General features: G+C 57.7%; 12 protein-coding genes. 6 read left to right on the forward strand and 6 right to left on the reverse strand.

Annotated elements, in window-relative coordinates; genetic code table 11:
• Window positions 1-10: 10 nt before the first annotated feature.
• From AC4LE2_RS18010 to mpl, 3 genes are read right to left on the reverse strand one after another with little or no spacing between them, the layout of a single operon-like run.
• A complete protein-coding gene (locus AC4LE2_RS18010; protein WP_491827131.1) occupies window positions 11-313 on the reverse strand; it encodes a YceK/YidQ family lipoprotein in 303 nt (100 codons plus the stop codon).
• On the reverse strand, window positions 306-935 hold the full coding sequence (gene ubiX, locus AC4LE2_RS18015) for a flavin prenyltransferase UbiX (RefSeq protein ID WP_491827132.1): 630 nt from the start codon (window positions 933-935) through the stop codon (window positions 306-308). The genes AC4LE2_RS18010 and ubiX overlap by 8 nt, the downstream gene beginning before the upstream one ends.
• The gene (mpl, locus tag AC4LE2_RS18020; protein WP_491827134.1) at window positions 932-2,281 is read right to left on the reverse strand and encodes a UDP-N-acetylmuramate:L-alanyl-gamma-D-glutamyl-meso-diaminopimelate ligase; all 1,350 of its coding nucleotides are present in this window, start codon (window positions 2,279-2,281) and stop codon (window positions 932-934) included. The genes ubiX and mpl overlap by 4 nt, the downstream gene beginning before the upstream one ends.
• Window positions 2,282-2,491: 210 nt before the next feature.
• Between mpl and exaC the strand changes: the two genes are divergently transcribed.
• The 4 genes from exaC to AC4LE2_RS18040 all read left to right on the forward strand — a co-directional run bounded on the left by exaC (window position 2,492) and on the right by AC4LE2_RS18040 (window position 7,387).
• Window positions 2,492-4,012, forward strand: coding sequence for an acetaldehyde dehydrogenase ExaC (gene exaC / locus AC4LE2_RS18025; protein ID WP_491827136.1), 1,521 nt, complete (start codon window positions 2,492-2,494; stop codon window positions 4,010-4,012).
• A 198-nt stretch (window positions 4,013-4,210) separates the two neighbouring features.
• Complete coding sequence (locus tag AC4LE2_RS18030) at window positions 4,211-4,873, forward strand: DedA family protein (RefSeq protein WP_491827138.1); 663 nt, start codon at window positions 4,211-4,213, stop codon at window positions 4,871-4,873.
• Window positions 4,874-5,011: 138 nt separating this feature from the next.
• A complete protein-coding gene (ppa, locus tag AC4LE2_RS18035; protein WP_483830439.1) occupies window positions 5,012-5,536 on the forward strand; it encodes an inorganic diphosphatase in 525 nt (174 codons plus the stop codon).
• Window positions 5,537-5,662: 126 nt separating this feature from the next.
• The gene (locus AC4LE2_RS18040; RefSeq protein WP_491827140.1) at window positions 5,663-7,387 is read left to right on the forward strand and encodes a diguanylate cyclase; all 1,725 of its coding nucleotides are present in this window, start codon (window positions 5,663-5,665) and stop codon (window positions 7,385-7,387) included.
• Window positions 7,388-7,698: 311 nt separating this feature from the next.
• Here the strand turns inward: AC4LE2_RS18040 and AC4LE2_RS18045 are convergent, their stop codons facing one another.
• Window positions 7,699-9,159, reverse strand: coding sequence for an MmgE/PrpD family protein (locus AC4LE2_RS18045; protein ID WP_491827142.1), 1,461 nt, complete (start codon window positions 9,157-9,159; stop codon window positions 7,699-7,701).
• Between the two features lie 46 nt (window positions 9,160-9,205).
• A complete protein-coding gene (locus tag AC4LE2_RS18050; protein ID WP_491827144.1) occupies window positions 9,206-10,687 on the reverse strand; it encodes an MmgE/PrpD family protein in 1,482 nt (493 codons plus the stop codon).
• A gap of 85 nt (window positions 10,688-10,772) precedes the next feature.
• Between AC4LE2_RS18050 and AC4LE2_RS18055 the strand changes: the two genes are divergently transcribed.
• Together AC4LE2_RS18055 and AC4LE2_RS18060 are read left to right on the forward strand one after the other, a co-directional pair.
• The gene (locus AC4LE2_RS18055; protein ID WP_491827146.1) at window positions 10,773-11,705 is read left to right on the forward strand and encodes a LysR family transcriptional regulator; all 933 of its coding nucleotides are present in this window, start codon (window positions 10,773-10,775) and stop codon (window positions 11,703-11,705) included.
• A gap of 159 nt (window positions 11,706-11,864) precedes the next feature.
• Complete coding sequence (locus AC4LE2_RS18060) at window positions 11,865-12,431, forward strand: isochorismatase family protein (RefSeq protein ID WP_491827148.1); 567 nt, start codon at window positions 11,865-11,867, stop codon at window positions 12,429-12,431.
• Window positions 12,432-12,643: 212 nt separating this feature from the next.
• On the opposite strand, the gene AC4LE2_RS18065 is transcribed toward AC4LE2_RS18060, so the two are convergent.
• On the reverse strand, window positions 12,644-14,056 hold the full coding sequence (locus AC4LE2_RS18065; RefSeq protein ID WP_491827150.1) for a hypothetical protein: 1,413 nt from the start codon (window positions 14,054-14,056) through the stop codon (window positions 12,644-12,646).
• Window positions 14,057-14,137 lie beyond the last annotated feature (81 nt).

Here is a 14,137-nt window from a genome sequence, read left to right on the forward strand (position 1 = left end):
TGCAGGCGCGCTACAGCCCGCCATGGGCTTGATAGCCAATGCCCACGCTCGCCAGCAATGCAAAGGGCAGCAGTAGCGTGTCGAGTAAGGCGCTGGCGGGCAGGTCTGCTGCGGGCCAGGCGGGGGCCTCGGTGCCAAAGTGGTCCACGGGGCAGCAACCGCCCTGCAACGCGTACCAATCCAGGCGCGTGCCTGAATAAATCAGCGGCGCTCCGGCCTTGGCAGCATCCAGGGTTTTAACGCTGGCGCAGCCACTGGCCCCGGTAAAGGCCAAGGCCCCCACCAGCACCAACATCCGCCGGGCGCTACTCATCGTTGCTCACGTGGTACTCACCCCAGCGCGGCAGCATGTCCTGAGGGATGTCCAAGAGGTTGAGAATCCGCGCAACCACGAAGTCCACCAGGTCGTCGATGGTCTGCGGCTGGTGATAGAACCCCGGCGACGCTGGCACAATCACCACACCCATGCGCGACAGCTTCAGCATGTTCTCCAGGTGCAACGTGGAATAAGGCGCCTCCCGTGGCACCAGGATGAGCGGGCGGCGCTCCTTCAAAGTAACGTCCGCCGCGCGCTCGATCAGGTTGTTGCAGGCGCCCGTGGCAATGGCCGAGAGGGTGCCGGTAGAGCACGGCACCACCACCATGGCCGCTGGCGCGCCTGACCCCGACGCGACCGGAGACATCCAGTCTTCCTTGCCATAGACCCGCACCTGGCCGGCGCTGGCCCCGGTGTACTCGGTCAGGAACGCCTGCATCGCCTGAGGCTTGGCGGGCAAGGTGACGTCTGTTTCGGTGGCCAGTACCAGCTGCGCGGCCTTGGAAATCAAAAAATGCACTTCGCGGTCTTCACGCACCAGGCAGTCCAGCAAGCGCAGACCATATTGCGCACCAGACGCGCCAGTCATTGCCAGGGTAATGCGTTCCGGGCCGGTCATTGCAGTGCCTCCGCCAGTTTGCCGTGCAAGCCGCCGAAGCCGCCATTGCTCATGATCACCACATGAGCCCCCGGCGCGGCCTCGGCCTTCACCTTGGCGATGATTGCGTCCAGGCTATCGGCCACCAGCGTGGGCACCTGACCAGGCGCCACAATGCTGGCCAAATCCCACCCCAGGTTAGGCGGGGCATACCAGATAACCTGGTCTGCCTGGCTCACACTGCCCGGCAGCCCGTCGCGGTGGGCACCCAGCTTCATGGAATTGGAGCGCGGCTCGATCACCGCGATCACCTGTGCGCTGCCCACGCGCTTGCGCAAGCCGTCCAGGGTGGTGGCGATGGCGGTCGGGTGGTGAGCGAAATCGTCGTACAGGGTAATGCCATTTACGTCGGCTACCACTTCCATGCGCCGCTTCACGTTACGGAAGTGGCACAGGCCTTCGATCCCCATGGCAGGTACGACGCCCACATGCCGCGCCGCCGCAAGGCACGCCAAGGCGTTGGCCACGTTATGCTGGCCGGTGAGCGGCCAGGCCACCACGCCTTGCACCTGGCCTTCGAAGAGCACTTCAAACCGCGAGCCGTCTTCGCTCAGCAAGCGAGCGTGCCATTGACCGCCCTCCCCCGTGGTCTGTACCGGCGTCCAGCAGCCCATCTCGACGACCTTTGCCAAGGCGGTTTCGGCGGTGGGGTGAACGATCAGCCCTTCACTGGGGATGGTACGCACCAAGTGATGGAACTGACGCTCGATGGCGGCGAGGTCCGGGAAGATATCGGCGTGGTCGAATTCAAGGTTGTTCAGGATCGCCGTACGCGGGCGGTAATGAACGAACTTGGAGCGCTTGTCGAAAAAGGCGCTGTCGTATTCGTCCGCTTCCACTACGAAGAACGGGGTATCACCAAGCCGCGCGGATACGTCGAAATTCTGCGGAATGCCACCGATCAGAAAGCCCGGCGCCATGCCAGCGTGTTCCAGCACCCAGGCAAGCATGCTGCTAGTAGTGGTTTTACCGTGAGTACCAGCCACCGCTAGCACCCAACGGCCTTGCAGTACATGATCGGCCAGCCACTGGGGGCCAGACACGTAGGGCACGCCTTGGTTGAGCACATACTCCACGGCGGGGTTGCCGCGGGACAGCGCGTTGCCAATCACGACCAAGTCCGGGGCGGGGCTCAATTGCGCAGGGTCGTAGCCTTGGGTGAGCTCGATGCCCTGGGCTTGCAACTGCGTGCTCATGGGCGGGTAGACGTTGGCGTCGGAGCCGGTGACCCGGTGCCCCAGCGCCTTGGCGAGCACTGCCAGCGAGCCCATGAAGGTGCCGCAAATGCCGAGAATGTGGATATGCATGGTGGACCTCGAAAAACGTCGAGGCAGGGTAGCCCAGGCCACGAAGAATTTCACCCGCAAGCTGAGCGGGTGCGGCCAGCTTTGCGGTGCGTCTTGCGCACCGGGCCTTCGGGCTGCCGCAGCGGCGCCATAGAGGAGAATGCCGCGGGCAGCGGTTTGCTCTACGCTAGAGAGGCTCCTCCCACACAATAAGACCCATGGAGACACTTTATGCGATACGCACACCCCGGCACCGAAGACGCGACGGTTTCGTTCAAGGCACGCTACGGCAACTATATCGGTGGCCGTTTCGTAGAGCCCGTCAACGGCCAGTACTTCACCAACACTTCACCCGTGAACGGGCAGCCTATTGCTGAATTTCCCCGCTCCAGCGCCGAAGACATCGAAAAAGCACTGGACGCTGCCCACGCGGCCGCTGATGGCTGGGGTGCAACCTCTGTGCAGGCCCGCTCGCTAGTGCTGCTGAAAATTGCCGACCGCATCGAGCAAAACCTCGAACTGCTGGCGATTACCGAGACGTGGGACAACGGCAAGGCGGTGCGTGAAACCTTGAACGCGGACATTCCCCTGGCTGCTGACCACTTCCGCTACTTCGCCGGCGCCCTGCGTGCCCAGGAAGGCAGCGCGGCTGAGATTGACGGCAACACCGTGGCGTACCACATCCATGAGCCGCTAGGCGTGGTGGGGCAGATCATCCCGTGGAACTTCCCCATTCTCATGGCCGCCTGGAAACTCGCCCCTGCCCTGGCCGCGGGTAACTGCGTGGTACTCAAGCCCGCCGAGCAAACGCCGCTAGGGATCTCGGTGCTGATGGAGCTGATTGGCGACCTGCTGCCCCCCGGCGTCCTCAACGTGGTGCAAGGGTACGGCAAAGAAGCCGGCGAAGCCCTGGCCACCAGCAAGCGGATTGCCAAGATCGCCTTCACCGGCTCTACCCCGGTGGGCTCGCACATCATGAAGTGTGCGGCGGAGAACATCATTCCCAGCACGGTGGAGTTGGGTGGCAAGTCCCCGAACATCTTCTTCGAAGACATCATGCAGGCCGAGCCTGCGTTCATCGAAAAGGCCGCCGAGGGCGTGGTACTGGCGTTCTTTAACCAAGGCGAAGTGTGCACCTGCCCATCGCGCGTGCTGGTACAGGAATCCATCTACGACGCGTTCATGGCCGAGGTGATGAAGAAGATTGAACAAATCAAGCGCGGCGACCCGCTGGACACCGAGACCATGGTGGGTGCGCAGGCGTCCGAGCAGCAGTTCGACAAGATCCTCTCCTACCTGCAAATCGCCAAGGACGAAGGCGCCGAGCTGCTGACAGGCGGCCATGTAGAGAAGCTGGAGGGCGACCTGGCAACGGGTTATTACATCCAGCCCACCCTGCTCAAGGGCAACAACCGCATGCGGGTGTTCCAGGAGGAGATCTTTGGCCCTGTGGTGAGCGTGACCACCTTCAAGGATGAAGCCGAAGCGCTGGCCATCGCCAACGACACCGAGTTTGGGCTAGGCGCCGGCTTATGGACGCGCGACATCAACCGCGCCTACCGCATGGGCCGCGCTATCAAGGCTGGTCGCGTGTGGACCAACTGCTACCACCTGTACCCGGCACATGCCGCCTTCGGTGGCTACAAGAAATCAGGCGTAGGGCGCGAAACCCACAAAATGATGCTCGACCATTACCAGCAGACCAAAAACCTGCTGGTGAGCTATGACATCAACCCGCTAGGCTTTTTCTAACCCTACGCCGTAGCAGGCCGGCCGGGCCTCACCCTCTGTTGGGCTCGGTCGCTATAACGCTTTGTAGCAGCCCAGCTTGCTGGCGGCCCGGGGCACGCAGCCCGGGGCACTACCCTGTTCCAGGGTGCCTGTTACTGGCCCACCCAGGCCCGTATACTGCCCGCTTTTTTGGCGTTCTGGCCGCACACGCAGGTGTATATGGATTTCAACCCGCTGGACCTTATTCTCCACCTGGACGTTTACCTGAACCAGTTGGTAACCCACTACGGCAGCTGGATCTACCTGATCCTGTTCGCGGTGATCTTCTGCGAAACCGGCTTGGTGGTGATGCCGTTCCTACCGGGGGATTCTTTGCTGTTCATTGCCGGTGCCGTCGCGGCTGGGGGTGGCATGGACCCTTTCCTGCTGGCGGGCCTGTTAATGACTGCAGCTGTCCTGGGCGACACCACCAACTACATCGTGGGCCGCACCCTGGGCGAAAAACTCTTCTCCAATCCCGATTCCAGGGTATTTCGCCGAGACTACCTGGACCGCACCCATGCGTTCTACAACCGCCACGGCGGTAAAACGGTCACGCTGGCCCGCTTCCTGCCCATCATTCGCACGTTCGCCCCCTTCGTGGCAGGCGTGGCGCACATGCCCTACCCGCGCTTCCTGGGCTTTAGCCTGATGGGCAGCATTGCCTGGGTGGGCAGCCTGGTGACACTGGGGTACTTCTTCGGCAACGTGCCCTTCATCCAGCACAACCTTACCCTGCTAGTGCTAGCGATCGTGGCGCTATCCTTCCTGCCGATGATCGTGGGCCTGGTGCGGGCGCGCTCGGGCGCCAAGAGCACACACGTGCCGCGCTCCCAGAGGTAGCCACTGATTGCCGAGCAGGTGCAACCGTGGGCCCAGGCGGTGGTCCTAGCGTGGCGCCTGATTCGGGATGTGCCTATAATCCCGCCACTTTTGCCAGACATTGGCCCAACGATCCGACTGTTAACGGGAGCACTATTGATGAGCTACAGCAAGATCCCAGCCGGCAAGGACCTGCCGAACGACATTCACGTCGTTATCGAGATCCCGGCCAACCACGCGCCGATCAAGTATGAAGTCGACAAAGACAGCGACGCGCTGTTCGTGGACCGCTTCGTGGCCACGCCGATGTTCTACCCTGCCAACTACGGCTACATTCCCAACACCCTGGCCGACGACGGCGACCCGCTGGACGTGCTGGTGGTTACCCCGTACCCGGTCGTGCCAGGCTCGGTAATCCGCGCCCGCCCGGTTGGCGTGTTGATGATGGACGACGAAGGCGGCGGTGACGCCAAGGTCCTGGCCGTGCCTCACGACAAGCTGAGCGCGCTGTACAAGGACGTGAAGGAATACACCGACCTGCCACCCCTGCTGCTGCAGCAGATCCAGCACTTCTTCGAGAACTACAAGGCCCTGGAACCGGGCAAGTGGGTAAAACTCAAGGACTGGGGCAACGCCGACGCCGCTCGCGCCGAAATCACCAAGGCCGTGGCTGCTTACAAGTAAGCGTTGTGCAGTAAACCAAGAGCCCTGGCCGTGTGCCGGGGCTTTTTTATGGCGGCTTTGTATTGGCACACCTCGCCTTTTTCGCCGGTCGGCCGATAACCTTGAGATCGCTGCGAGTGCCCCCTTATGCCTCATCGTAAAACTACCCTGCTGTTTGCCGCCGGTGCCGCCATCCTGGTGATGTCCATCACCGCTGCGGTTGGGCCATTCACGTTGTTCTGGACGAACCAGACACGCGTGGAGCGCAACCTTGTTGAAGACCAGGTAGGCAACGTGCGTACCGTGCAAGGCTTGCTGGTGGATGCGGAAACAGGCCAGCGAGGTTATGTGCTGACGGGTAAAGAGGTGTTCTTGCAGCCGTACTACATTGCTGAATCACAATTGCCTCTGGCGATCAAGAAGTTGCGGTTGAGCTATCAGGACGCGGCGCCCCAACACGTCATCAAGCTCGATGACCTGCTCAAACATGCCGCCTTGAAAATGAGCCATTTAGATAAGGTCGTGACGCTGAGGCGAGAGGAAGGGTTCGACGCTTCGGCGGAAGAAATAAGTTCCGGCCGTGGCAAACAGCTGATGGATGAGGTTCGCACCATCAGCGCTGATTTGATCTTCGAGGAAACGCAGAAGGTCGCGGTGCTGGATGACCAACTGCATACCAACCTGCGATGGGCCGTGGTCATCTCGGTGGCGAGCTTCTTACTCACGCTGGCCCTTGGGCGGTTTATCTATATGTCCATGCGTAGCACCGTTCTGCGCCAGACCGAGTCGGCAGCGGCTGCCATCGATTCAAGTACGAAGTTGAGCCAGAGCCTGGAGCGCCTTGAGCAGCGTAATAAGGAAATCGGCCTGCTCGCCGAGATGGCCAGGCTACTGCAAACCGAATTAAGCCAAGAGGAAACGCTTCAACTCGCCAGTACCTACTGCCACAAGCTGCTGACAGCAAGCACGGGCACGTTTTTCCTCTACCGCAATTCTGCTGACGTTTTGCAGCGCGCTGCGAGTTGGGGCCAAGAACGCGAACCGCAGGAGGTACTGACCCCTAAAGAGTGTTGGGCGATACGCCGAGGCCGCTGGCACATTTCCGAAGATCGCCATGACCTTCATTGCGACCATTACTCCAATGAAGAAGAGGCGGATGAGACCGTGCACTGGTGCCTGCCCCTGATGGCGTATGGCGAGGTGCTTGGCCTGTTGCATATTCGCCAGGCCGCGATGAGTGATACGTCCGGTGCCAACCTGCAATTTGCTGAAGCCATTGCCGAGCAGACCGCGCTGGCACTGGCCAACGGCAGAATGCGTCAGGTGCTGCAGACCCAATCCATTAAGGACCCGCTCACCGGTTTGTATAACCGACGCTTCATGGAAGAGACGCTTGAGCGTGAACTGGCCCGCGCCCGGCGCGGCAGCACGTGCCTGAGTATCGTGATGCTGGACCTGGACAACTTCAAAGCCTTGAATGACCGCTACGGTCACCCTGCCGGCGATGCTGTGCTGCGGGCCACCTCGGCTTTACTGCTACGGTCACTGAGGGCCTCGGATATCGCCTGTCGGTTTGGCGGCGAAGAACTGATGGTGATCCTGCCCGACTGCTCGCTGGAAAACGCAGTGGTTCGCGCCGAAGCCTTCCGCGATGCGCTAGAAACCATGAGCGTTACCGAGCTGGGGCAGTCGTTCAACGTGACAGGCTCCTTCGGCGTGGCCTGTACCACCTTGAGCGGTGCCGACCAGGGTGCCTTGCTCAAGGCTGCGGATTCTGAACTGTACAAAGCCAAGCGGGCCGGGAAGAACCGTGTGGAGCCTACATTGTTATCGGCACGCATCCCGGCAGGACATTCTGACGACCAAATGTAAGCCTACGGATGTCGATTCATAGGCTTGTTGCGGTGGGTCTGGGAGGTGCAATTGCGACCCTGGGCAGCTACACGGTAGCGGTTTGAAGATCTTGAGACAGCGGGATTCTCAGAAAGCCTGCATGCGGCCAATACGGGCGTGCCTGGCCGACTTCCTGGGGCGGATCTATTTGCCTGAATTAGGCGGTATGAGTACGTCGTGGATGATCCATAGCAGGCGACCCATGGATCGCCCAATGGGTCTGTGACTTGGCTTTGACGCAGTAGCCTAATCAGCCTGTTTGACGCTGGATGGCAAACGACCGCCGTACCTCAACCAAGCGGGAGCAATAACTCACTTAAGCTAGCAACGTCTTTGACCTGTTCCAAGTGATTGATGCGGTCGATCAGCTTTTCGCTACGGTCCTGCCCTATCACGGGGGTTATCAGATCACGCACCTTGGCATTTACTGATTCGACACTCAAGGGGTTCTCGCGCGTGCCGGAAGGGAACCGGGTGTGATGTGTGAATGACTGACCGTCCGTGAGCGTCACCGTCACAATAGCGCCCCGAGGCGCTGCTGGATCGTCTAATGCCTTGTCAGTCGCTACAGCGACCTTGGCCCGCTGCTTCATCATCTCCGGATCGCGCATAAGCGCGGTGTCGTGGCTATCTGTGAACGACACCTCGCCCTTAACTAAGGCCACGGCGACCATGTGCGCGCAGTTCACATCAGGCATCGCACTGTCGCCCACGATGCCGAAAGCGTCACTGGGGACCTTGACTTCGATATGCCGTACCTGATCAGCCGTCAGATTGTGCTCCCTGCGAAGGGTCAATAAAGCATCGAGCGGGGCCTGGATCGGGTAGCCCACCGAATACGTCTTGATGGCCGTCTCGGTGATGAAGAATCGACTGCCCAACCCTGCGAGCATCTGCTGCGGCTGTGGTTTGGCAGAAAGTGCGATCAACAGGTTATGAGTACCGTCCAGCACATCAGCCACCCCGGTCATCCCAGCTTGCACCATGGTGACGGCTTGTACGCCATTGCGCGCGCCCATGCCGGCAAAATCGAAGGATTTTTCAATATGGTCCTTGTCTTTGACCCAGCTCCACAAACCGGACTCCTGCTGCGCCGCGTATGACAAGGCAAAACGTGTGTTCTGCTCGTCCAGCTCGGCCAAGGCAGCCGCCGCCCCTACAGCGCCAAAGGTTGCAGAGGTGCCTTCAGCGCTTCGATGTGACGCTCGCACGCTGTCTGGCCCCAGGGCCATCAACAGCCGACAGCCTGTGTCGTAACCCAGCGTCACGGCTCGCATGAATGCTTCGCCACTACGATGTTGATATTGCGCCATTGCAAGTGCGGCAGGCACTACCGAACTACCGGGATGAGCCTTGGTCACGGGTTCGAAGTCATCGGTTTCATCGGAGTGTGCGCACATGCCGTTAGCCAATGCCGCGTTGACCATAGTTGTTCGTACGTGCGATCCCACCACACTTGCCTGCTCCGTACCGCCTTGGCTCTGCACATAGGCAGTGGCCAACTGGCCTGGGCGCATACGTGATCCAGACAACATGGCGCCAAACGTGTCCAATATGTGATTTTTGCAAGCCGTAGCGACATCGACGGGTAGGGGCATGGAACGCGAGGCAACCATGTATCGCGCGAGCTGAGCGGTGATATCACCATTTTTTTCGTCAGCCCATAACCAACGTACAGGTGTTAATCCTGCACTTAATGCCATGCTGCCTTGCAGCATACGGCGGCGCGACCACAATGTGGAATGAGACATAAAACCTCCAGGCCTTCGGCGCCTGTTAGCGCCAAGCCGGTCATTATTATAAGGCTGCAACTGTTGCTGCTTTAGCGATGCGGTCAGCACTGTCCAGCTTCTCTACGTCCCAGCAGAGTGCGATGAGCGCCTGAACACGTTCGTCAGGCAATATTCCTTTTGCAAGGTCCACAAATTTTGCTTCTAACTGTTTATCTGTCATGGGCACTTCCAGGCTGCCGATGGCGTGCTGGATAAACTTGTGAAGGGTCCGCCCGTCCTTGAGAGTAATAGTCATGTCGACCTGCTGGGGCTTGATGCTGGGATCGACCGTGGCGATCACTTTGTCTCGGAGCGCAATGACGGCGGGGTCCCGTACCGCCTGGTCGCTGTACTGACGCTCGCCGGCGGCGCCTTGAATAATCGCCACTGCTACCGAATGGTAGATGCTGAACTTACCTTCCAGGCCGATCTTTGGATCTTTTTTGCCAGTCAATTCCAGTACAAGCGGGTGGACTTTTAACGCCACGCGAGCGATCTGGTCAGGATCGAGCTTGTTTTCATTACGTAATTGAATCGCAGCATCGAGTGCTGGATGAATGACGATGCCGCAGGCAAAGGGTTTATAGGTGTTGAGCAAAGACTCATAGCGAGTGCCAAGACCTTCAGTGATTTGAGTGAAGTCTTGCTTGGTACTGATAGTATGGGCCCAGCCGCGCTTGGCTTCGATCATCCCATCCGAGCTGGTGTAGCCCTTCTGAGCCAGCAGCGCGGCGAACAGGCCATTGCTCGCGGCCCGGCCAGGATTGAAGCTTTTATTCATCGACCCAAACGACTCGCGCAGTCCTACCGGCTGCGATGCCGCCAGACCGAGCGCCCAGACCATCTGTTGTTCAGTCAGCCCCAAAATTTTGCCTACGGCGGCGGCGGAGCCAAATACGCCGGCGGTACCGGTGATATGCCAGCCTACATCGTAGTGTTCGGGGTAAACCGAGTTACCGATGCGGCACTCCGTTTCAACCCCTAATACCAGCGCGTTCAGAAACTCCTTTCCGGTAACAGGTTGATACTCCGACAGGGCGAGGATGGCCGAAACTACTGGCCCGGCGGGATGAATAATGGTCTTTAAGTGCGTATCGTCGAAATCAAAAATATGACTGGCAACGCCGTTTATAAAAGCCGCATTCATGATATCCAAACGCTCGGAGCGGCCAAGCAGGCTAGCCTGGGGCGGCCCAGAAAAAGGCATAAGCGCCCCAATCGCCCGCTGCACGGTTTCATGATGCGAGCCGCCCACGGCAACGCCTACCCAGTTGAGTAACGTGCGCACGCCCTCCTTGCGCACATTGGCGGGAAGATCTTCGTATCGCGCGCCCACGATGTAACGCGCCAAAATACGAGTAACCTCAGGCGTTTCCAGCTTATTAACCTGCGGAGAAAGGCTGCTAGTCTGAGTTTCCTGCGCAGCGAACGTCAGACGCGGGGTGGCAGCCGCGATTGATGCAAGGGCCCCAGCCTTAAGCAAACTGCGGCGATCAAATGAGTCCATGCCAGTGCTCCTTATGATTGTCATTGTTAGGCCATAGCGGTATGGCAGTGCTAACAATCATGAGGCAGCATAGTGAATCTGTTAATTGCAACTATTGGATGAATTTATGCACGGCGCACATAAAATCGACATAAGCGATTTGCGTTCGTTTGTGACTGTTGCCGAACGTAGCAGCTTCAGCGCTGCTGCGCTGGACCTGCACCTGTCACAGCCCGCTTTGTCTCGGCGTATCGCCAAATTGGAAAATAGTCTGGGCGTGAGCTTGATCGAACGCACTACGCGACACGTCGACCTGACTACTGCTGGACGCGATTTCGCTCGGAAGGCACGGGAGATCCTGAACCTTTTTGAATCCTCCTTGCAGGCTATCGGTGGCGGCTCCCATCAACTTTACGGAGAAGTCAGTATCGCTTGTGTGCCCACGGCAGTGATGCATTTCTTGCCAGAAGTACTCAGTCAGTACCGAATTCTTTACCCAAGGGTTCTGGTACGTGTCATCGATGAGGGGGCCAGCCATGCCCTGACAAGCGTAGTGAAAGGAGAAGCCGACTTTGGCATCAACTACATTGGTGCCCAGGAAATGAATATCGATTTTCACGCTCTCTTCAAGGAGCGTTTTGTAGTTGCCTGCCGGCATGATCATCCACTGGCACATCGTATATCCGTGACCTGGAAGGAGCTTCAAACATATGACTTCATTGCCGTGGCCAAGGCCAGCGGTAATCGCTTTCTGATGGACATGGCTCTTACAGAATTCCCTGTTTTGCCCCAGCCAGTGTACGAGGCGCGCCATGTACGCACCGTGGTGGATATGGTTGAGGCCGGGCTCGGCATTGCAGCGGTACCGTTGCTGGCAATCCCCGTTGGCGCGCACTCAGCATTGCGTGCAATTACCTTGGAATCACCGCAGGTCTCTCGCACTCTGGGCTTGACTAAACGTCGTGGACGAGTGCTGTCGCATGTAGCGCAGAATTTATTTGAAATGATTCAGAAAAATACAACGTATAAGTCAATCTAGAAAGCCGAGTGACTCGCTCGCCTTTGCGCACGCCTTCGTATGCAAATAAAAAATCCCGCTGAAGCCAAGCCTCGCGGGCAGATGGAGAGGTACGATTGTCGGCTTGCACACGATGGCTAACAGCACTCAACTTACAACCTCACCCAGCAGACAACTCACATGAGCTATGAATCTGACCCTACCCCGCTCGTTATTCTGGACGTCCAAGAGGCCATTGATTGGCCCAACTGGGATGGCAAAAATAATCCTGAGTATGTAGCGGTAATCCAACGTCTTCTCGCCCATTGGCGCTCACAGGGTTGGCCGGTTATTCATGTGAAGCATGATGAGCAGATGCCGACGTCCAGCTATTACGTTCATGGCCTGTGGAACAACATAAAAAAAGAGGTTGCGCCGATACAGGGAGAAACCGTCATCACCAAGCAGGAAAACTGCGCCTTCATCGGCACCGACCTGGACGCTGCCTTGAAAGGTATGCAGGTAAAGCAACTGGTGCTGACAGGCGTTGTGATTCACAACAGCATGGATGCCACCGTCCGTGCCGGAAAAGCACTCGGCTACAGCATCATCTTGCCCTCAGACGCTACGACAGCCGTGCCTGTCGCTGGGGCTGATGGAAAGGCTTGGGATGCTACAACGGTGTATGAATTGACCTTGGCGATACTCGGCGGTGAGTATGCCGACGTCATGCTTTCGAACGACGTGATCTCACGGCTTAGCCAATGAACGCCTGTAGTCGCAAATCCCACTAAAGGATCAACCATGACAGACCTATTGAAACTGGACGAGGCTGAGCAGGCGTTAGCCTTGGCCCGCTTGCCTGGCCCGTTCGCCCTGTTATTCCTGGTTGATTTTCTTCGGTGAGGGCCTATGAGATTGTTGTGTGCTGACCGATAAGGGCCTGCCGTTGCCTTACTTGCCCGTGCCTCACTAATCTTTTAATCGCGATAAGCGCTCCAATCTTCCCTTGGAGCCAAGAGGCCTCCAATCCAGCGTGAATCATTCGCTGCCATCCAACCTGACTGGGACTCTTCCTCGCACTCCACATAGAGTTTTTCGCCAGCAGCGGCCCATTCATTCATCCTGCCTATAGCTGCCCGGGCAAAATCAGGCGCTGAGCACCCTATTGCAGAATAGGCGTCGCAAATATATACATCAGCAGGCCATGCCCTCATATTAAGTGGCAGGGAAGTTGAGTCAAGTTCGCCTGCCTTGCATATGACTACCGCATGATTGACAGAGGCGAATTCCTCGTACACCTCAGCTTTAAAGCCCAACACGCTCAGAATGCTCTGGGCAATATGCGCCAGCGTCCCGCAGTTGTGGGCCCGCCCCTCTAATGCGGCGGCAACCGGGTCGGGGTTTCTGTTAGAAATCTCCAATGCATCTGCTGCCTGATCAACTCTATGTGTTTCTCCTGCCAAACCTGGATTGTATTTATTACTAGATTGCAAATTGCCCGGCTTTAAATAAACTTTCTCACGAATGACTTCTATCACGGCATTCACCATGTAAATGGCCTGCCGAGCCGATGGCGGCGTGGCCGCTTGGATGTTCGAAGCTCTACGGGACTGAATCAAAGAAAGCGCATTCAGTACAGCATTTCTACTATGTGTATAAGAGCTTTCGCTAGGGCTGGAGCTACTTCCTACCGCTCCACCGACGATAGACGCATGCTCAGGCAGCATCCATATAAGCTCACCACTATCTAGTTGAGAACGCTTGAGGACAGCGTAGGCCTCACCATTACTATTCTTGACTTCAAAACGTGATTTATCCATTTTTACATACTCGCCTACCACCTTGGCTTTTTCACCGCTAGTGGTGAAAAACGGCACTATGAACATAGCCTTCTGCCAGGCAGCCTTGGGATCATGTCGAGAGTTGGCAAGAATGCTAGATTCACTAGCAAGGCTCGGCAGCTTTTCAAGGGCTGCGTTAGCCGAAGCAACAGAACGTTCCCGACCTATCTTTAGTAACGAATTGCCTTGGCAATCCTTCACATTGATGAAACCTAGAATATCCGGTGCCTGTTCATCTCGCTGAAAATAAACACTCGCAGCGGCATAGCTGGGGCGAGCCAAATTAAACTGGCCACCCAGGTCATCTTGGCGTATGTCGTTAACTGCCTCCTGCCCGCTCAGCGCAGCCAGTGCTGTACTCAAAAGCTGTTGCTGATGTGGGCTTAGACGTGCTTTTTGCTGATCTAACCATTTACCAGATAATCGCACTCCGGCCCCGCGCACAAGGTGCGGAGCAACAGAAATATCTTTATGTTGCAGTGGCTTGGAGGCGTCCTCAACATGAGGATGCAGCCCTGAATGCTTTAGATTGGGAATAGGTGCAGGCATGGTTCACGAGACTCCGAAAAGCCAAGTGAGTGGACCATTTTCATTAAAAAGTTCCAGCAGCTTACCTAGATGATGCTCTTC

The sequence above is a fragment of the Pseudomonas sp. 9.3L genome (assembly GCF_058536285.1).